Source organism: Spirochaetota bacterium (assembly GCA_017999915.1).
Taxonomy (GTDB): Bacteria; Spirochaetota; UBA4802; order UBA4802; family UBA5550; genus RBG-16-49-21.
In genome coordinates this window covers 60,274-80,123 of the sequence record JAGNKX010000013.1, presented here as the reverse complement: position 1 = coordinate 80,123, position 19,850 = coordinate 60,274, and the positions used below count along the sequence as shown (strand labels likewise).

At 53.9% G+C, this 19,850-nt stretch carries 17 protein-coding genes and 1 pseudogene; 9 read left to right on the top strand and 9 right to left on the bottom strand.

Annotated elements, in window-relative coordinates:
* Positions 1 to 276 precede the first annotated feature (276 nt).
* Positions 277 to 837: a hypothetical protein gene (locus KA369_17855; protein MBP7737851.1), complete on the top strand. Its 561-nt coding sequence runs from the start codon at positions 277 to 279 to the stop codon at positions 835 to 837.
* Positions 838 to 1,009: 172 nt separating this feature from the next.
* Here the strand turns inward: KA369_17855 and KA369_17850 are convergent, their stop codons facing one another.
* The 4 genes from KA369_17850 to KA369_17835 all read right to left on the bottom strand — a co-directional run bounded on the left by KA369_17850 (position 1,010) and on the right by KA369_17835 (position 3,280).
* Positions 1,010 to 1,579: an HXXEE domain-containing protein gene (locus tag KA369_17850; GenBank protein MBP7737850.1), complete on the bottom strand. Its 570-nt coding sequence runs from the start codon at positions 1,577 to 1,579 to the stop codon at positions 1,010 to 1,012.
* 41 nt (positions 1,580 to 1,620) lie between these two features.
* Complete coding sequence (locus tag KA369_17845; protein MBP7737849.1) at positions 1,621 to 2,361, bottom strand: SDR family NAD(P)-dependent oxidoreductase; 741 nt, start codon at positions 2,359 to 2,361, stop codon at positions 1,621 to 1,623.
* Between the two features lie 29 nt (positions 2,362 to 2,390).
* Positions 2,391 to 2,621, bottom strand: coding sequence for a hypothetical protein (locus KA369_17840; protein ID MBP7737848.1), 231 nt, complete (start codon positions 2,619 to 2,621; stop codon positions 2,391 to 2,393).
* Positions 2,622 to 2,689: 68 nt separating this feature from the next.
* A complete protein-coding gene (locus tag KA369_17835) occupies positions 2,690 to 3,280 on the bottom strand; it encodes a Crp/Fnr family transcriptional regulator (protein MBP7737847.1) in 591 nt (196 codons plus the stop codon).
* 211 nt (positions 3,281 to 3,491) lie between these two features.
* Between KA369_17835 and KA369_17830 the strand changes: the two genes are divergently transcribed.
* The gene (locus KA369_17830; GenBank protein ID MBP7737846.1) at positions 3,492 to 3,920 is read left to right on the top strand and encodes a hypothetical protein; all 429 of its coding nucleotides are present in this window, start codon (positions 3,492 to 3,494) and stop codon (positions 3,918 to 3,920) included.
* A gap of 14 nt (positions 3,921 to 3,934) precedes the next feature.
* On the top strand, positions 3,935 to 4,255 hold the full coding sequence (locus KA369_17825; GenBank protein MBP7737845.1) for a multidrug efflux SMR transporter: 321 nt from the start codon (positions 3,935 to 3,937) through the stop codon (positions 4,253 to 4,255).
* Positions 4,256 to 4,257: 2 nt separating this feature from the next.
* Here KA369_17825 and KA369_17820 read toward each other — a convergent pair whose 3' ends face one another.
* The 4 genes from KA369_17820 to KA369_17805 form a co-directional block, all read right to left on the bottom strand.
* Positions 4,258 to 4,884, bottom strand: coding sequence for a hypothetical protein (locus tag KA369_17820; protein ID MBP7737844.1), 627 nt, complete (start codon positions 4,882 to 4,884; stop codon positions 4,258 to 4,260).
* A gap of 157 nt (positions 4,885 to 5,041) precedes the next feature.
* The gene (locus tag KA369_17815) at positions 5,042 to 6,373 is read right to left on the bottom strand and encodes a 4-hydroxybutyrate CoA-transferase (protein ID MBP7737843.1); all 1,332 of its coding nucleotides are present in this window, start codon (positions 6,371 to 6,373) and stop codon (positions 5,042 to 5,044) included.
* Positions 6,374 to 6,654: 281 nt separating this feature from the next.
* On the bottom strand, positions 6,655 to 7,029 hold the full coding sequence (locus tag KA369_17810) for a hypothetical protein (protein MBP7737842.1): 375 nt from the start codon (positions 7,027 to 7,029) through the stop codon (positions 6,655 to 6,657).
* Between the two features lie 55 nt (positions 7,030 to 7,084).
* A complete protein-coding gene (locus KA369_17805; protein MBP7737841.1) occupies positions 7,085 to 9,004 on the bottom strand; it encodes a GGDEF domain-containing protein in 1,920 nt (639 codons plus the stop codon).
* 255 nt (positions 9,005 to 9,259) lie between these two features.
* On the opposite strand from KA369_17805, the gene KA369_17800 reads away from it, so the two are divergent.
* From KA369_17800 to KA369_17785, 4 genes are all read left to right on the top strand, one after another.
* Positions 9,260 to 10,408, top strand: coding sequence for a 4Fe-4S binding protein (locus KA369_17800; protein ID MBP7737840.1), 1,149 nt, complete (start codon positions 9,260 to 9,262; stop codon positions 10,406 to 10,408).
* Positions 10,409 to 10,431: 23 nt separating this feature from the next.
* Positions 10,432 to 10,758 carry a YqhA family protein gene (locus KA369_17795; protein ID MBP7737839.1) on the top strand — a complete coding sequence of 109 codons (327 nt, stop codon included), beginning with the start codon at positions 10,432 to 10,434 and terminating at the stop codon, positions 10,756 to 10,758.
* A 329-nt stretch (positions 10,759 to 11,087) separates the two neighbouring features.
* Positions 11,088 to 11,852 (top strand): hypothetical protein, encoded by a 765-nt coding sequence (locus tag KA369_17790; GenBank protein ID MBP7737838.1) that lies wholly within the window; start codon positions 11,088 to 11,090, stop codon positions 11,850 to 11,852.
* 81 nt (positions 11,853 to 11,933) lie between these two features.
* Complete coding sequence (locus KA369_17785; protein MBP7737837.1) at positions 11,934 to 13,922, top strand: hypothetical protein; 1,989 nt, start codon at positions 11,934 to 11,936, stop codon at positions 13,920 to 13,922.
* 1,822 nt (positions 13,923 to 15,744) lie between these two features.
* On the opposite strand, the pseudogene KA369_17780 reads toward KA369_17785, so the two are convergent.
* A pseudogene (locus tag KA369_17780) lies at positions 15,745 to 15,831 on the bottom strand (energy transducer TonB).
* Between the two features lie 166 nt (positions 15,832 to 15,997).
* Between KA369_17780 and KA369_17775 the strand changes: the two are divergent.
* Both KA369_17775 and KA369_17770 read left to right on the top strand, forming a co-directional pair.
* The gene (locus KA369_17775; protein ID MBP7737836.1) at positions 15,998 to 18,181 is read left to right on the top strand and encodes a hypothetical protein; all 2,184 of its coding nucleotides are present in this window, start codon (positions 15,998 to 16,000) and stop codon (positions 18,179 to 18,181) included.
* A 281-nt stretch (positions 18,182 to 18,462) separates the two neighbouring features.
* Positions 18,463 to 19,686, top strand: coding sequence for a DUF1566 domain-containing protein (locus KA369_17770; protein ID MBP7737835.1), 1,224 nt, complete (start codon positions 18,463 to 18,465; stop codon positions 19,684 to 19,686).
* The last annotated feature ends 164 nt before the right edge of the window (positions 19,687 to 19,850 follow it).

Here is a 19,850-nt window from a genome sequence, read left to right as displayed (position 1 = left end):
ATCGGGGTCAGAGCAACACTGGGACCGATTGTTATCGGTTGTTATATTGATTTATTCATTAGTAATGAGTAAAAGATATACAAAAATATTTTTTTATATAGCATCGTGAATAATATCAATGTCACGTGGTTCGGCGGCGCCTCCGGTACCGGGCTAACCCTCCCTACACTCCCAGGGAGAGTTCCGCGGCGCCCCTGGTACAGGTATATGCCGTTTTTTATCATAGTTTGCAGAAATATTATCAACCAACTCATAAAATAAATTGGAGGATGCCTGATGAAAAATAAGTTTGCCATTGTCCTGGCAGTACCCTTGCTTATTATGCTTTTCACATCTTCGCTCTACGCCTATGGTCTCGGCTTCTTTGGGGCCTTTGACGGTGGAGAAGTAAACTGGGGAGGCAAGGCCTATGCCCACATGGCATTAGGCGGGGGTTTTGCCCTGGACACAAATCTCGCCGCAGACAGGCTTTTTAACTACCGTCTGGATTTAAGTGTCCATTATACGGATGATGAGAAGCGTACTTGCTTCAGAATGAACTCGGTCCATTATTTCGGATTCGGAGTTGTACGAAATAAAGTCGTCCGTTTCTGGCTGGGACCTCAACTCACGATAGGGGGAATGATATGGCGCGTTGAGGGGCTTTACGCAGCCCTTGGCTTTGCCTGTGGCCTTAATATTCATTGTGGAGATGTTTTCACTCTGTCGATCACCCTTGCTCCCCGTTTTGTCTTTGGATACGCCAATAATGCCGGCGGGTATGGAGTAGATGTAATGACCACCATTGGATGTATGTTCAGGGTAGGAGGTGATACATATAGTTCCGACATCCAGTAACGTGCGATGAATTCAGTACAGGAACATGGGACATACGGCCCTTAACTTGAAGCAATTCCGGTCCCCTGTCAACAGGAAACGCTCTGGGCAGGGGCCTTGAAATTTTAGTCGATAAACTCAACTCTTCCCCATGAATTCATTGATACTCCTCTATGTAGTATAATAGATCCATTCATCTTGTTAACATTTTAATGCTATGCGCGAGTTTTGACGCCCGGTCGCCGATCCCGTAGATGGCGGGAATGATCGAAGGCGCCGAATCCCCGCTTTTCACCGTACCGGCAAGCATCATGAGGGCAAGTACCGACAACCCGGCCGCGTACCACGGCGAAACAAGGCCGTAGCCGATGATAAGAAACGTAAGGTATGCTGTTGATGGCAGCATGAGGACAACGGCGCTCACCAGGCCGGGCGCGACTGATCTGAACCGCAGGGACCAGTATACATGCTGCAGCGCGTTCGCGGCGGAGAACGCGATCGCGGGAAGGATGATGTATGCCGCAACGCGCGGACTTGACGGCAGTGTCGCCGCGGCGCACCAGGCAAAACCGATCATGCAGACGACACCGATCCAGGCCCGGGCGTTTCGATCGTTGTGCGTCGCCGGCAGTCCCGCAAAAACCCTCTTTTCAAAGCGTGCGATGTTCCATTCCTCGATTTCATGGATAACGAAAAACAGGTAAAAAATCCATAACGATTCACTCAGGCTCACGCATGCAATCATTGTCATTACATAGCTCACGGTATTCCTCCTTCTGAAAGATAAATTTCTTCACGGGCCACTCAGCGCAAAAATCGCTTTAACTTCATTGCGTAAAGAATCCATCGGTATGCATGCACTCTGGATACTCTTTTCCTGATCATCATCTCCGCGATAACCGCAACCCTGGCCGGATCGAGAGTGATGAAACGGGGAACATCGGGCGCATGCCCTCCCACGTTTTCATGGAACGACGTATTCATGGGGCCGGGAAGAAGAAGCCCCACCTGTATACCGTGCTTTTTCAGCTCGAGGCGGAGCCCTTCCGTGAAACCCGCCAGGGCGAACTTCGTGGCCGAGTATACGCCGCTTTCGGCAAAGGACATCTCGCCGAGAAGCGACCCGATATTGAGGACGTATCCCTCTTTTCCGCCCTTCATGAGCGGCAGCATCGCCCTGGTGCAGTAAAACGCGCCGAAGAGGTTCACCTCGAAGTGTCTTCGCATCTCATCGCCGCTCATTTCAGAAACCGGTTTAAGGATGCCTATGCCGGCGTTGTTGATAAGCGCATCGACGCGTCGATATGTTGCGCCGATTGTCCGCGCGATGCCCGCGACGGCCCACTCGTCGGTGATATCGCACGGGAACGCATCGGGCGAGTATCCGGCAATGTCCGAAACGGTCCTCTGCGCCGATTGCAGCGATTCCTCCGAGCGCGCGACAAGGATGACCCGCGCACCAGCCCTGCTCAGGCGCAGGGCCATCTCCCTTCCGAGCCCCCGCGACGCTCCGGTTATGACGATCGTACTTCCCGATATCTCCATGGCAAAACTCCTCTATACGTCGGTGATGATCATGATCGTTCGATCATGGTTCCTCGCCCGTGCCGGCGTGCGAACATCAGTACGCCCACGAGGGCCGAGATGAAGCCGCAGAAAAATCCTCCGATACCGTGATTTATGGAATTATCAAGAATCGAAAGGGGCATGGGAATTATTAAATAGTTAAGCGCCGCCGACACGGCGAAGCTTGCGATACCGCCGATGCAGGCGATCTTTGCGGATGATAAAAATGTGTGTTCCATGACTCTCCTCCGGTAGTTTTGTATGAATTCAATATACCGGAGGATTCCGATGCGGTAATTGATGTATGTTAAGATTCCCTGAAATTCGCCCGGATCCTGCTCAGCGATTCAGGGGTAATGCCCAGGTACGATGCGATGTGGTACTGGTTCAGCCTTTTCTCAAGATTGGGGTAGTCTTTCAGGAATCGTCCATACCGCTCCTGCGCATTGCACAGCAAAAGCTCCGCTTCCCTCTTCTCCTTGATGATAAACAGCAAGTCGGATAATTTTTTCGCCACCGACTGCCAGCATGCGTGGCCGGCCAGCAGGTCGCGGTACGTATCGTAGTCGAAGACATACAGCTCGGTATCTTCCAGCGCCTGGATATAGAAACTCGATCCTTCCCTCAGCAGGAAGGCGCTGTAGGAAATCGCCAGCGTGTTCTCCATGCAAAAATGCTTGGTGATTTCCACGCCGTCGGTATTGATGTAATACAGTCTCATGAGGCCGGCAACCACATACCCGATATGCCGCGGAACCTCCCCGGCTTTCAAAAAGAACTCGTTTTTGTTCAGTCGTACAGTCCTTCTCCGTTTAATGACTGCTTCAATCTCCTCCGCGGGAATATTATCCGGGAAATTCATCGATTCGACCAATTTATGAAGGTAATCCATTGCCATATATGTCAACATCCGACAAAGTGATATGCATTCAGTACGGGAACATGGGACAACCGCCTATTATCTAAAATAATTATGGCACAACCGAGCCCCCGTGACAAGCAAAAAAGCAGGGGCATATAACGATGAAATATCAATTAACGCAATTCAATATCTCTTGAAAATTTATCAATATAGAGATAGAGACAAATAATACTCACAGGGGATTTTTATGAAAAAAAGAATACTTGTTTTATTCAGCATTACAATACTTGCCGTTTTCTTCAATGCGAATTGTGACACATACACGAAGGAAGAAGTTGATAAAAAAACGAATGACCTGTTGCTTGTATCGTTACTTCCCCATACTTCCGGTGAAACGGTTGCGTGGGGATATATCAGTTTTGACGGGACTATTCGAGGCGGATCGGGTAATTATACCTGTACATATGCCGCAACCGGTAGCTACACAATAAGATGGACCGGATCTTTGAGAACTCTAAACCGGGAGACGGTTGTTATTGCACAAATTCAAAGCCTGTTCACACCTTCTTTGATAGTATATTTCCCAGCCGATGATGGTAGTTACATCGAATTTCGAACATACAATAATACTGGAGCCGCGACAACTAGTAGTTTTTCATTTGCCGTGATAAAGTAAACAGAGGAAACAACATGTCCTGGATATATTTACTTCTCGCCGGTTTCATGGAAATAGGCTGGCCCCTGGGGTTCAAGCTGGCGCAGACATCAAACTACAAGATGCCCTGGATAGCCTTTTCGGTCCTGAGCATGGCCGCCAGCGGCCTCTTCCTGTACCTTGCCCAGAAGACGATACCGATCGGAACCGCCTACGCCGTATGGACCGGCATAGGCGCCGTCGGCACCTTCTCCCTGGGCATCCTTTTCTTCAAGGACCCGGCCACCACGATCAGGATCGCGTCGGCCGGGCTGGTGGTCATTGGCCTTATCGGCCTGAAACTGTCGCACGGATAAGACTAAATCCACCCCAGGATGCCGGCAAAGACGATGACCATGGCCGCGTTCAAGGCGAACATGGAGCCGATAACTATCTTCTGCGTCTTCGGCTTCCAGTCATAGCAGTACATCGCCACCACCCAGAAGGGGATGTAGACCGTGATAAACACGGTCAGGGCGCCCCACCATGGGTACACCCACACAAAGGCGGGCGTCTTCACCAGAAATATCTCGAAAACCGAAAAAAAGGCCGCGTTGAAGATCGCTATAAGGAGGCGGTTGTTCACTCCAAATATCTTCGCCTTCGGGTCCTCCGGGAGGATCTTGCTGAAAATGAGGCCCGCGATGGAGAACATGAGGCTCAGCTCGACCCCCACGCCGATGAGGATGAGGAAGGCCGTCCCTGTCGGCACGGTCCAGAGGGCGTGGCCGCTGAAGTGCTGTATCAGGCCGTTCACGATCTCCATGAACCAGTGAACCATGTAGAGCGAGAGCCCTGCGGCGATTCCCTTCCAGTTCTTCTTCGCTATTTCATTGAAATACGCGTACATGACCAGGGCGAAGAGCGTGATCACGTACCACTGGAACGGCGAGCCGCTTCGCAGTAACTTCAATGCCTGTTCGGTCGCTTCCGGATTGTTTAGCATAGGCGCCTCCTGTTTTTCAATATTTCATGGATTCCAGATCAAATCCCCCTCCCTTGATGGGAGGGGTTAGGGGAGGGTGTGATATACCACTTTGAAAACATCGGGAATCTCCACCCCCACCAGGCCTCCCCCATCAAGGGGGAGGTGAATCTTTACTCTACGGCTTCGCCACCACAACCTTCTTCGATATAAGGCCCGCTTCAGTGGCCTCCTTTTCCAGGCTTTCGCGGAAATCGGGATGGGCGATCCCGATCATGGCCTTTGCGCGGTCCTCGATGCCCTTGAGCCAGAGATCGGCGATGCCGTACTCCGTGACCACGTACTGGACATCCGACCGGGGCGTGGTCACCACGGTCCCCGGCTGGAGCGTCGACGTGATGCGGTTGATGGGACCGCTCTTCCCGACCGACATGGAATTCAGCGCTATGAAGGACTTGCCGCCCTTGGAGCGGCGCGCGCCGCGGACGAAATCGAGCTGGCCCCCGGTGGAGCTGAACATGTTGAACCCGATCGACTCCGAGCAGACCTGGCCGGTGAGGTCCACGGTCAGTGCGTTGTTGATCGATATGAAATTATCGTTCATGGCGATATTGTTGATGTCGTTGATGTAATGGATCGGCATCGATTCAAGCATCGGGTTGCGGTGCATGAACTCGTAGAGCTCCTTGGAGCCGACGCCGAAGCCGAAGGTGATCTTGCCGGGATAATAGGCCTTGTATTTCCCGTTGATGACGCCCTTCTTCGCCAGGTCCATCATCGAGTCCGTCATCATCTCCGTATGCACGCCCAGGTCCTTCTTGTTCTCGAGAAAAAAGCCGACGGCGTTGGCGATACCGCCGAAGCCGAGCTGCACCGTGGCGCCGTCGGGAATGCGCTCGACAATATGCGCCGCGATCTGCTTTTCCACGTCGGTGATGGGAATGTTCGGAAGGACCGGGATATCGTAATCCTGCTCGCAGATGCAGGTGGCCTGGCTCACATGGATGTGCGCGTGGGTGCCGAAGACGAAGGGCACCTTCTTGTTGACCTGGACCACGACCTCGCGGGCCGTCTTCAGGATGGAATGGTTCACCGACGCGCCGCCAGGTCCGTAGCTCATATAGCCCCATTCGTCCGGCTCGGAACAGACCATGAAGATCACGTCGGGTTTCAGCTCCTCCGTTATGAGATCGTCAAAATTCGAGAAGCTGCAGGAATTGACCTTGATATTGCCCTGGGGCATGAAGATGCGCTCCAGGGGTCCCAGGAACAGGGCCAGGTGCCCGATATGTCCCTGGTATTTCGCTTCCAGGTGCGGCAGGGGCCGCATCATGAGAGCCGATGACATGGCCACATTCTCCAGCTCTTCATACCGGGCCGCCAGCTCCACCATGAGATCATAGGCGGCGCAGGGCCCGCCGGCGGTGCATACAAAATCGCCGGATCGAACTACTTTTACGGCATCTTTGATCGAAACGAGCTTTTGCTTATAGATATCTTCCCAACCCATCGACTCCTCCTGAAGGTATAATTAACCCGGTGGCACGCACGGGATTTGATGCTTTGAGAAATCTAAATCAGGTTAGACAGTAACAGTATGATGCAGATAATTAATACTAATACTCACGTATAAATGAATGTCAATACTTTATCTATACATTTTTCCCGGAGACATAGCGGTTTTTTGGGTTTTTTTTAATGGTGGGAATGTCTCAGCGATCAAATAATTTACCGGATGATAAACAACTTGATAAAATCCGCAGACAGTAAAGGGCTCCTCATACCGCCCCATCACTTCAGGCATTCCCATGAGTCAACGGCGACATGGTACTCGGTGCAGGCCTCCTTGCGGCGCGGGTCCTTGGAAGACCCTTCTATCTTCACCACCGTTCCGGAGGCGCGGACCCTTCCCTCGCAGGCGATGGGGCCCTTCGAGTATATCACGATCTGCTGCTTACCCATGTCAAAATAGGTCTCGTGGCCATAGCCGCGCGGCGGCGCCATCATGTGCTGCCAGATCTCCCTGGCCACGGCGCCTTCGACGACGACCCTCGCGCCTTCGCGCCCCCACAGGGCGCTCCCTTCCCTGACAACGGCCGGCGCCGACGCGCACCCGGCGGAAACGCACCATGCCGCGGAGACAAGCAGGAATCTCAATCGTCCCATAATCACCTCCTATTTCGATATCATTGAGCCCGTGCCGCGGCGCTCCCGTCCGCGCCTATTGGTATTTCAGGAAGCATATCCGGTTCTTCCCCTCGGCCTTGGCCCGGTACAGGGCCTTGTCCGCCAGGGCGATGAGCTCCTTGCTGTCGCGGCACTCGGTCTGGTCGTCAAGCATGGCGATGCCGAAGCTCCCGGTTATTTTAAGCTCAGGATAGTCCTTGATACGGATTTCCTCTATGCTGCGGCACATGCGCCCGGCCACGATGACCGCCTCTTCCTCCCCGCAATAGGGAAGGATCAGGACGAACTCGTCTCCCCCGTACCGGCCCACCAGGTCGTATTTTCTGATCATCTGCCCTGTTTCTTCCTCGCTTTTCTCGAAGAATTTCGACTTGGCGTCATACTCCCGCAGGCCGGACTTGAATATGTCCGAGATGCGGAGCAATATCTCGTCCCCCACCTGGTAGCCATAGCTGTCATTGAACACCTTGAAGTCGTCGATATCGATCATCACCACGCACATGGAGAAGCGGTGACGCTTCGATTCATTGATCAGCTCCAGGAGCCGTCCGTGGAACGCGGCATGGTTATAAAGGCCGGTCAGGCTGTCCCGCAGGGCCATCTCGGACAGGATCCTGTTCTTGTCTTCAAGCTCCTCGGTGAGGATTTTAAGCTGCCGCGTACGCTTGTCGACCTTCAGCTCCAGGGTGAGGTTAAGATCCTCCAGCTGGTTGGTCACCCTGATGAACCTGACCCCCAGCACCACGGCTGTGCCGACATAGAGAAACACGGACACATGGGGAAGCACCATGATCTGCATGAACGGACTGTTGATGCCGGTTTCACAGGGCAGGAACTTTATCAGAAACGCAAGGCCGTCATGGATCGCTCCCAATACCAGCATGACGCCGAAAAAGCCGAAGAATTTCACAAAGGAGTGCTTTCTCGCCAGGGCCGTCACATGGCAGGAAATATGGTACAGGCCGATGAAGAGAGTGACCAGGATCAAAGCAAGGGCGCCGGCGCGCAGCTGACTTTCGTCGGTAATCAGAAACGCTACAGACACAACAACGGCCAGATAAGACCAGAGGGCAATTTCGATTTTTTTCCTTCTCAGATTGTAAATGCGGTGGAGAAAAATCGGATGAAAGGTGTTCACGCCGGCCCAGGCGACGCCGAGGACCTTGAAGCGGGTCAACATGGTCCCGTATATGTCCCAGTAGGTGCACATTTCCAGCATCATGAAAAAAGCGCACAGGAGCTGCAGCCAGAAAAACAGGTATTCCTGCGATTTGGGCCGGAAGATGTTCACGAAAATGGTGAAGATCATGATGGTGAGGCCGATGGCGATGATAATAAAGCTGAAATCGATGAAGATGAATCCGTCCAGGATCCTGTGGGCGCTCCACTCCCGCATGTTCGCGACGGCCATGGCGCCGGTGATCTCGCAGAACTGGTTGTAGGATACGCGGACGGCGATGACGTTTCCGGCGCCTGCGCGCACCAGGGATTCGTTCACCAGGTAATAGCGGGGATGATACCACATGGAATGGGCCTGGGGCGGGAACTCCCCCGTGCGGCCCACCCTGATGCCGTTGAAGAACGTTTCGTCCGCGTTGGCGATCCTTCCCAGGATGAGGCCTATGTCTTCCCGGGGCAGGTCCTTGTGCAAATGGATCGTTTTCCTGAGCCACAGGGTGCCGCTGATACCGCCTTTCTTCGAAAGAATATAGGGCATCATGACGCCGGGCAGGGCCACGGCGTCCCAGGATGAATCGTCATAATCGGGCGCGGCGTATTTTTTGTCATCGCTGAGCGTGATTTTCCATTCACCGGCAAGGGAAAACCGCTCTTTCAGGGATGTCACCTCGCTCCGGGAATGAGAGGCCTTTCCCCATGACGGAAAGGCAGTCAAGGCAATGGAAAAAACCGCCACAGCGAAGACTGATAGCTTGTACGTGGATGAATGGATCATGGCATTTTTGAATAATTTGGAAAAGAACTGATAAATTATCAAGATAATATTATAGCCGGAAATGAAATTCTTTGGTTTAAGTGTACCGCCACTTTATGATTAAATCAATTAAAACACTGATAATATTTTTGATATTTCCTTATTCACCCCCTATACTTGTAGTATCATCGTATACATCCCTCTGATCATGGATTGTTCCTTTGTTCTCTCGCCATTAATCCGCGTCCAATAACTCTAATCACGAGGAGGGAATATATGGATAAGCAGGAAAACGTTTATCAGAGATTACGGAGGGAGATCGACAAGCTGCCCATCCCCTATCCGGAAACGAAATCAGGGGTTGAAATCAAGCTTTTAAAACATCTATTCAAGCCGGCAGAGGCCGAGATAGCGGTCAATTTAAACATCCTGCCGGAAAATCTAAAGAGGATACATAAACGGGTGAAAAAAAACGGCATTAACATTTCGGCCGGGGAACTGGAGGAGAAGCTCGATACCCTTGTTAAAAAGGGCTCCATCATTGGGGGAAGATACTATGAATCAAAAGGCAAAGGAAAAATCTACAGCCTGGCGCCGCTGGCTATCGGGATGTTCGAAAACCAGATTGATCGCCTTACAAAGGAATTTGCACGGGATTTTGAGCGATACATGAAAGAAAATTTTAGCGACGAGGTCGTTAATGTTAAAACCGTTCAGATGCGCACCGTGCCAGTCAATACATCCATAACGCCGGAACGCCGGGTTGAACCGTACATGGACATGCGGGAATATGTCAAGAACATCAAGGATGACATAACGGTCACCAATTGTGTCTGTCGGCAGTCCAACGACGTGACCGGTCATAAGTGCAAGCATTCGAACATCAGGGAAACCTGCCTTCAGTTTCATGATTCCGCGCGGCATGTACTGGGCCTGGGAGTGGCCAGGAAAATAACCAATGAAGAAGCCCTGGCCATCATGGACAGGGCGGAGAAAGCCGGTTTTATCTTCAACCCCCAGAATTCGCAGGAGCCTCAATTCCTCTGCTGCTGCGACGGAGACTGCTGCCATGTGCTGCGGGCATTGAAAATGTATCCCAGACCCGCCGAAATGATCAAATCGAATTATTACATGGTAATCGATGCTGCGCAGTGCAAGGGGTGCAAAAAATGCGTGGAAAAATGCCCTATGGACGCAATTTCAATGAAGGATAAAACCGCCATGGTCAACCTGGACCGCTGCATCGGCTGCGGCGTGTGCGCCGCCCCTTGCAAAAACAACGCCCATATGCTCAGGAAAAAAGAAAACACCCAGGTGCCGCCCAAAAACCATGACGCCCTGTATCAGAAAATCATGACGGAACGTTTCGGAACGGGAAGAGTTTTAACAATGGCGGCCAAATACATGGCCGGCTTGAAGGCATGAATTTGCGAAGGGTATGATCATGAATGATATCGCCCCGGGAGACGGACTCAGCCCTATCCGGTCCCATGATCACCGGCGAAAAGATCATTGACATCTATCTTTTAATGATCCTACAGTTCATCTTCAGCGTCGGCCTGTACGAGCTTTTCATCGGTCCCCTGGAAACGCCGGAATGGCTGAAGATCGCCACCATAGACCAGCTGATGGCGGCCGTGGCCAGCGTCATGGCCCTGTTCCTGGCGATCTTCTTCGCGCACCTGGCCATGAATGCCCGGCAGATGATTGACGTTGCCTACGGCGGCGGCAGGATAGCCGCCGTGATCGACACCCTTGTCTTTATTACAAGGTAAAGACCTCCCATGATGGAATTGGGGCATCAATAACAGGCCCAGGAGTTCGGCTATGACCAGCTACCGGGTTAGCCTCCGAAACGATCGAAACACGGAATTTCCGGTGGAAAGGGCTTTTTCGCAACCCTGAGAAAAAAAATTTAAAAATGACGCGCCGTTCATGCTTCGAGACGCGCCGTTCATGTGAGCGGAACGTTCCAGACCTTGAATTTTTTCTTTATTAATAATAATTTAGTGTTATATATGCCTGTATCAATTTTTAAAAAAAGCCCCTGCGGGAGGGTTATAATAGTTATGCCTTGGCTTTTTTACTTATCAGGAGAAGGATATTGAAGAATAAGTTATTATTCATATCATGCTTCATTTTACTCACAATAGGCTTTTCCCCGTCCCTGTATGCCTACGGCCTCGGTGTCTATTTCAACGGCGGAATAGGGGAATCGCGGCTAAAAAAATATTACCTGTACGCCTCCGCCCCCGTGTATCTGGATTTCTATTTCAAGGGGATGAACTATATCTACGGCGCCGGGCTGGTCTTCGATACCTGTGTCGGCGGCGATTCTCTGGTCAACTACCGGCTCCAGGTGGGGTTTGACGAGTTCAGGTATCCCCGGCCGCCCGGCATCATCTTTGCGGAATACAATTATGTGCCGCCATTGACCCATGGCCATGCCTTCCGCCTGAGCCTTAAAAACACCGTGGGATTCGCCTTTTTCCGCAGCCGGTCGGTCCGTGCCTGGGCGGGGGTAAGCCTATCATCGGTCTATTATCCGAACAACCTGTGGAGCAGGGATATCAACATTGTCATCCCGCGCCTCTTTTCCCCCGGAGTCGTCCTGGGATTGAACTACCATGTAATGGAAACACTATCCTTCATTTTTGAAGGGGGGCTGTTCTACGAGTGGTCCGTTCCGCGCCACAGGCTGGATTACATGAATTCTCTGGCGGGGTATCTGTCCGTGGGAGTGATGTACAGACCGCAAAAGCCGAGTACGAATATAAGACTGCAAAGCCCGGAAGTCATAAAGGAAAAGGAAATCCTTAAAGAGGAAGTGCAAAAAAAGGACAATCTGAAAAGGGATAATGACCTGTGACGGTACTGAGGAACTTCCGATCAGCGGCATTGATCGGTCACTGCGGAACTGGACATGGGGCAACATTCAGGAATTAACGCTATGAAATACCGCAATAAGCTCATAGTGATCGCGGCCGTCGTGGCCTGCGGGATCCTGGTCCAATGCGGCGAGGAGAAGAAGCAGGGATTGCTGCAGGGGCCCGTCATGTCGATCAACCAGCTGCCGGTCGCAAAAGCCGGGGCAGATAAAAACGTTTATCTCTATACCGGGAGCGTCGAACTGGACGGATCCAAAAGCTTCGACCCCGAAGGGAAGAACCTCACCTTTTCATGGGAAATAGTCCACCGGCCGGCTGGAAGCGCAGCCTCTTTTTCCGACTCCACTAAGGTTAAAACCACATTGACCTTTGACACCGCCGGGACCTACGAGATCATGGTCACCGTGAGCGACGGTTCACGCACAGCGTCTGACCTGGTGACCGTATACGTTGCGGATAATACCGGTGCCACGGCCAACGCCGGGCCGGATCAGGAAGTAGGTTTTGGCGACATCGTGACGCTGGACGGGAGCGGCAGCGCCGATCCCGAAGGCGATACTCTCACCTACACCTGGACCCAGATCAGCGGTCCCGCCGTCGGCGCCGGGACCCTCAGCGGCGCCAATCCAACCTTTGCCGCCCCCTCGGAAGTCTGCACCATCGTCTATGACCTTACCGTGAATGACGGATCTGGCAACAGCCTGGCCGACCGGGTGTATATATTTGTCATGAAAAAGGCCGGGGCCGGCATATATGTATCGACCACCGGCGACGACATCGCCAACGACGGTAAGACACGGACGGCCCCGAAACAGACGATCCAGGCGGGCATTGCCGCCGCACTGGCGGCGGGATGCGACGTGTATGTGGGCAACGGCGACTACGGGGAAAGCCTGGCCCTGGCGAATGGCGTGAGCATTTACGGCGGCTTTCTCCATACCACGTGGGAAAGGAATACAACAACGTTCCAGACATCCATACAGGGAAGTACCGTCGCCGTAGATGGCAACGGCGTGAACAATCTTGTCATCGACGGACTCTCTATAACCAGCGACGATGCCACAGCGGCGGGCGGAGGCTCCTATGCAGTACGCCTGATAAGCAGCAATGTCGTGTTCAATGATTGCATAATCACAGCGGGCAACGGGGCACCGGGACTGGCTGGAACGGACGGCGCCAATGGCCAGACCGGCGGAGCCGGAGGCAACGGCCAAAACGGGGATGAAGACGGTGAAGGCGGAGCCGGAGGCAGCGGAGGTACCGGCTATAACGGGAACAGCGGCGGCAGGGGCGGCAATGGCATATACGATGCGTACAGCCGGGGCCAGAACGGCGAGGACGGTCAATACGGACTGAAAAACGGGATATCGATAACACAGGGAGGCTCCGGAGGTCTCAGAGGACGTCCCGGCACACAAGGAGATTACGGTACCGCGGGATTGAACGGATACAGCGGGACAAACGGCCCGGCGGGGATATCCGGTTCACTGGTCAGCAATCTCTGGGTTTCATCGAATGGCACCGCCGGAACAGACGGTGAAGGCGGCTGCGGCGGCGGGGGCGGCGGCGGCGGCGGCGGCCAATACGGCGGCCTTGTCGTTAACGGCGGCGGCAACGGCGGCGGCGGCGGTGGGGGTGGCGGCGGCCTTGGCACCGGCGGCACCGGCGGCAACGGCGGCGGGGCTTCCTTTGGATTTTTATTAATTAATTCGGTCATAACGGCTTCATACTGCGATATCTCCAGCGGGAATGGCGGCAATGGAGGCAGGGGCGGCACCGGCGGTTCCGGCGCGGCCGGCGGCTCCGGCGGGAGCGGCGCAAGTCATGCCACAGACGAGATCGGCGCGGGCGGCAGCGGCGGCGCCGGGGGCCATGGAGGGAACGGCGGTCACGGCGGAGGCGGCGCAGGCGGCCCATCGTTCGGAATATATAAAAGCGGTTTGTCAATGGCCAACGTAACCTTGTCACGGGTGGCAATGGGCTCAGGGGGCACGGGGGGCGCTTCCTCGGGCAATCCCGGCTCTGACGGAGACTGCAACAGCAGTAATTAATAGAGTGGAATGTTGTTATAATGTATCATAAAAAACTTTTCATTATCGTGATAATCATTGCATGCGGAACCTTCATGACATGCCATGACCGGAAGGAAACGGCACTGATGCTGAGCCTGACCCAGGTGGTGGCGGGCCGCGCGCCGGTGGCCAATGCCGGGGCCGATCAGAGTGTCAACATATTACAAGGAAGCATTGATCTTGACGGATCGGGCAGCTACGACCCTGATGGGAAGAACCTCACCTATTCATGGGGGATAAGATATCAGCCCCCGGGAAGCGCCATCGCATTTTCAGATCCCACAGAAGCAAAAACCTCTTTTACCTATGATACGACAGGTACCTACGAAATCATCCTCAGGGTGAGCAATGGATATTATTCATCAACGGACCTGGTGACCGTGGATGTGGCCGGAAACAATGGACCAACGGCCGATGCCGGAGCCGACCAGGAAGTGACCGTCAATGAAACCGTGACCCTGGACGGGAGCGGCAGCGCCGATCCTGACGGCAATCCCCTTGCATATACCTGGACCCAGGTGCTCGGGCCCGCCATCGGGAGCGGCACCCTCACCGGCATCAATCCCACCTTCACCGCCCCATCGGAAATCTGCACCATCGCCTATGACCTGCGGGTCGACGACGGCGCCGGCAACAGCTTTGCCGACCGCGTTTATATATTTGTCATGAAAAAAGGCGGATCAGGCATCTATGTGGCGACAACGGGCGATGACGGTTACGAAGGCACCCGCGCCAGGCCCAAGAAAACGATCCAGGCGGGAATAAACGCGGCATCGGCTGCGGGGAGCGATGTGTACGTGAGCGCCGGAGTATACAATGAAAGCATCACCCTGTCAAACGGCGTCAGCATCTACGGCGGCTTTGATCCTTCCACCTGGGTGCGGGACAATCTTGAACCTTCATATACGCCATTGTTTACCTGCGCCATACAGGGGAACACGCTGGCCGTAGATGGAAACGGCATCAGCAATGCCGTCATCGAGGGGCTTACCATCACCAGCGCAAATGCAACCACAGCGGGAAGTGGATCATATGGGATACGATTGATCTACAGCAACGTCACACTTCGTTATTGTTATATAACAGCCGGGAACGGCGCTCCGGGCAATAACGGATCAAGCGGGGCCGACGGGTCGGCAGGCGGTGCCGGTGCCGCCGGCCAGGACGGCGCAATAGACAATGCGCGAAACGGCAATGGGGGAAGCGGCGGCAACGGTTATAGCGGGGGGAACGGAGGTAGAGGCGGAGATGGCGGCTACTACGATGAGAATATCGATCCCGCTCCCGCAGACAATGGCGAAGGGGACCGCGGCGAAAACGGATATGTCGGACTATACGGGGGAACAGCGGGAACCGGCGGCAGCGGCGGAGATTATGGCACAGAGGGGGAGAATGGTTCCGGCGGCAGCAGTGGGTCCTCGGGCAATAACGGCGTACATGGCACGGGGGGGTCCTCCGGATCTCTCAATAACAACCTATGGGTTTCAGATGCGGGTATCGCCGGAACGGATGGCACCCCGGGCAACGGCGGCGGCGGAGGAGGAGGCGGCGGTGGTCAATACACCTGGTTCACAGTTCCTGGCACCGGCAACGGCGGCGGGGGCGGCGGCGGCGGCGGTGAAGGAGGCCATGGCGGCAGCGGCGGCGCGGGCGGCGGGGGCTCCTTCGGACTTTTCATAATTGAATCGGTCATAACAATTGAGAATTGCACGATAAGCAGCGGCAATGGCGGAAACGGCGGTTCCGGCGGATCAGGCGGGGCCAGTGGACCGGGCGGCGCCGGAGGCGCCGGCGCAACCTACGGCAATGATGAGATCGGCGAAGGCGGGAACGGCGGTTCCGGCGGCAGCGGCGGCAGCGGCGGCGGGGGCGGCGGCGGCGCCGGAGGACCATCATACTCGATATATAAATACGGGCAGTTTTCAATTATTTATACTAATGACACTTCATTGATTTACGGATCCGGGGGCTCAGGAGGCGCGTCATCGGGCAGCGCCGGTTCAGCGGGTGAATCCGGACAGCGTGACGAGTAAGGTGAATAAGGGGAAATCAGAATGAATTACACTAAAAAACTCGCACTGCTGCCATTGATCATATTATGCATCATTGTTACAGAATGCGAAAGTGAAAATAATAAACAGGGATTTCTGCTGGGTCCTTCACTGCTGTCGCAAAATCAACTGGTTGCCAATGCTGGAGCCGACCAGAATGCTTACAGTTATAGTGGAACCATTAATCTTGACGGGTCAGGGAGCTATGATTCCGAGGGAAAGGTCCTGACATTTTATTGGGAAATAGTCTACCAACCGGATGGAAGCACCGCCGTTTTTAACGATAACACATTAATTGCGCCAAGCTTCTTTTTTAACGCCGTGGGCACCTATGAAATCAGATTAACGATTAATAACGGCAGACGTTCGTCATCGGACCTTGTCACGGTCAACGTGGCCGACAATCGCGGACCCATGGCCGATGCGGGCGAAAACCGGGATGTGACCATCGGTGAAACAGTTACATTGGACGGGAGCGGGAGCAGTGATCCCGATGGAGATACCCTGGTATATTCCTGGACACAGATTCTCGGACCGACAATTGGAAACGGTTCTCTCACGGGCGTCAATCCTACCTTTACAGCTCCATCTGATGTCTGCACCATCGCCTTTGACCTGCGGGTGAATGACGGGGAAGGAAACAGCCTGTCAAGCCGGGTGTATATCTATGTCATGAAAAAGGCGGGCGCCGGCATATTTGTCGCGATCGGCGGAAACGACGCCAACGAGGGTATCGACCGTTCGCGCCCCAAGAGAACCATTCCGGCGGCCATCATCGCGGCCGGCGCGGCCGGCAGCGACGTGTACGTGAGCGCCGGTGTGTATGAAGGAAGCCTGACCCTGGCCAGCGGTGTGAGCCTCTTCGGCGGTTTTGATCCTTCAATATGGGTTCGGGACAGTTTTAAGTCTTCAGTTACTCCCTCCTATACGACCGCCATCCAGGGCGGCACGATCATTGATAGTGATACCGGGCAAAGCGAATATATCGCCATTGACGGGAAAAACATAAACAATATTTATATTGATGGATTCACTATTTCCGGTGAAAACGCGGCTGATTTTGGGAAGAGTTCATACAGTCTGCGTTTGAAAAATAGTACAGTCGAATTGAAGAATAGTTTTATTTCCGCCGGAAACGGATATGCTGGCGAGGATGGGACGCCAGGCGCCACCGGATCCGCCGGTGCCGACGGGAATGCCGGCCAACGGGGGTATGCGGATGACCTTACGTCCGCCGCCGGAGGACCCGGAGGATCCGGGTCAGCTACGAGCAACAACCATGGCGGTAACGGCGGCGACGGCGGCACCGGTGAGTTCTGGGATAGCAAATGGGATGGACAGAACGGTACATACGGGCATATAGCCGAAAGTGATGTAACCCCGGGAGGTTCTGGAGGAGAAGCCGGAGGAAGCGATTGTATTAATGTGCTTGCCTGGGCATGGTGTCAAGGGGTGGATGGTCAAAAAGGAAGCACCGGCGCCAATGGCCAAACCGGAGCCAATGTCGAAGGCGGTTCGTCAGGTGCTGTCACTAACAATATCTGGGTTTCAACCTCGGGCCAGGCGGGGCTGGAAGGCAGCCCCGGTTATGGCGGGGGCGGCGGGGGCGGCGGGGGCACTCAAACGCGGGGAAACATGGTACTTGAGTTAATGTTTGCCGATGGAACCGGCAATGCCGGTGGCGGTGGCGGTGCCGGTGGAGAAGGAGGAAAAGGCGGAAACGGCGGCCATGGCGGCGGCGGGTCATTCGGCGTTTTTTTGATAGATTCTATAGTTATTATCAAGAACTGCACTATCACAAGCGGTTATGGAGGCAGCGGCGGCAAGGGCGGTGATGGCGGCTATGGCGGAAACGGCGGCAGGGGCGGCGACGGCCCTGATTACAATACCGATGAGGTCGGCGCCGGAGGAGACGGGGGCGGCGGCGGCGCAGGCGGAGGCGGCAGCGCCGGGGGCGGCGGCGCCGGGGGCCCTTCTTTTGCGATATACAAGCATGGCTGGACTTCAGGGATTACCCTGACAGGTTCCACGCTTAATTGCGGCAATGGCGGCGCGGGGGGCGCTGCGGGCACCGCGGGCCTTACCGGCGCCGCGGGCGCCGGTGACACGGGAGCAACGGGTGCGGGAGGAGCTTCAACCGGCAATCCCGGAGCTGCCGGCGCAAGCGGGTATTATGGAGGTAATTGATTATTGGAGTAGAGGCCGGGAAGCATAGCGGCTATGCCGAGTTATATGAAGGCGGCGCGACCCGGCCAGCAACCAGTCGCTGCATTATACGGACGTATTTCATCGTTTAAGGAAAAAATATGATTGCCAGAGCGCTTAAACAAGCAATTTGAATAATCAAAAAGGTCAATATAATAATCGACATAATGCCATAATACATAGCAATAATTTTATAAAATCAAAGAACCGCATGAATTTCCTTCAATCCTTCATTTTAAAAATACTTTTCTGAGGTGGATTACATGAAGACCTATAGGCGATTATTGGGAATGATGGCGCTTGCGGCATCGCTGGCTTTTGCTACCTGTAATGCCAATAAAAGCTCGAAGTTGTTGCTGTTGCCGGTTGGAGGAGCGGGTGATACAGGAGGACGGGGTGAAATAGCTGTAACCATATCGGCAATACCTGGAGTTGTGGTTCCGGTACGTGGCGCGGTTCCAGTAAATACGGTAATAGATACCGCGCAATATAAAGGTATTATTATTTGGTCACCTGCTGACAATCCCTTTGCGGCGGCGACCGTATATACGGCGAACATTAGTTTGATAAGCAAATCCGGATTTACCATGACCGGAGTAGCCGCCAACTTGTTTACCGTAGCCGGGGCGACGACAGTAACAAATCCGGAAAATTCAGGCAATGTGACGGCGGTATTCCCGGTAACCGGAGCAGCGTCGGATCTTAATGTTGAATTTTCAGGTGCAACAGAGACCGGCGGTACATCGGAGACAACAGACTCGACGGGATTAAAACTATTTTTTAATAATGACCCGGCAACCTTGACGGTAGACAACATAACCGTGACCGGGGCGACTAAGGGCGCTCTCTCGGGTTCCGGAAATACACGGACAATTGCGATTTCAAACATTACCGTTGGCAATGGTGAAAGAGTTACAGTGACGATCACAAGCCCCGCAGGGTATGCGATTACCGGGTCGCCGCAGACAGCAGTGGTGTATAGACTGCTCGCCATTGGAGTACCCTACCAGGGAGGAGTTATTGCCTATATATATCAGTTCGGCGATCCGGGGTTTATACCCGGTCAGACCCATGGACTTATTGCCGCGACGGCAGATCAGGGCATCGCTGATGTCTGGGCTTTATCAGCATATCAATCAACAGCAGTTCCGGGTGGCACAGGCACGGCTCTCGGGACCGGCCTTGTAAACACCTTTAACATTATAGCGCAAAACGGGGCAGGCTCTTCCTACGCTGCAGGACTCGCATGGGCATACACCGGAGGCGGATATATAGATTGGCATCTGCCGTCTAAAGATGAGTTAAACAAGCTTTACCTTAATAGAACCGTTATTGGCGGTTTCCTTAGTAATTATTATTTGAGTTCGTCCGAGTACGATGCCTCCTGGACGTACAGACAGTTTTTCGGCAATGGCAACGGGACCGGCATGCAGTCCATAAGCTTTAAGAGCACTCATGGCTGGGTTCGGGCTGTACGGTCTTTTTAACTATTTGACTATTTGACATGGGTGATACAAGGGGGCAAAAACCTCTTGAAAGTAAGCGCTCTGCCCCCGGGAAATGACCGATAACAATCGGTCTAAAAACCGCTCTGACACCCCAAATCACCGATAACTATCGGCCAGACAGCTGCCGCAAGCCAGGTGAACAC